This is a genomic window from Bacillus sp. SIMBA_031 (assembly GCF_046535225.1).
Taxonomy (GTDB): domain Bacteria; phylum Bacillota; class Bacilli; order Bacillales; family Bacillaceae; genus Bacillus; species Bacillus velezensis.
Map to the genome: position 1 here is coordinate 1 of NZ_JAWRXC010000596.1, position 244 is coordinate 244.

1 protein-coding gene is annotated in these 244 nt (G+C 29.1%); it reads right to left on the minus strand.

Annotated elements, in window-relative coordinates; translation table 11 throughout:
* Positions 1-244, minus strand: a 244-nt coding sequence (locus SB724_RS21505; RefSeq protein WP_410573067.1) for a hypothetical protein, incomplete at both ends; no start/stop codon positions are given.

The following is a 244-nucleotide window of genomic DNA, read 5'->3' on the forward strand; positions in this document are numbered from 1 at the left end:
CTCATATATAATTCGGTTTGGATTTGGTATGACGGCTAATAATAAATCTCCGGTACCATTAATATTGGGGTTGGTAATTCGAATTTCTTCTTTAGTATCTAAATCTAATGAATACAAGGCTGTTAAATGAGCAATATTACGATAATTATTACGTGAAAATATGGCTGTGTTGTCTATTTCAGTGTAATCATATATATATTTTAAATTTGAATCTAAAAGTGGGTTATCTAGATGTTGAAGTTTG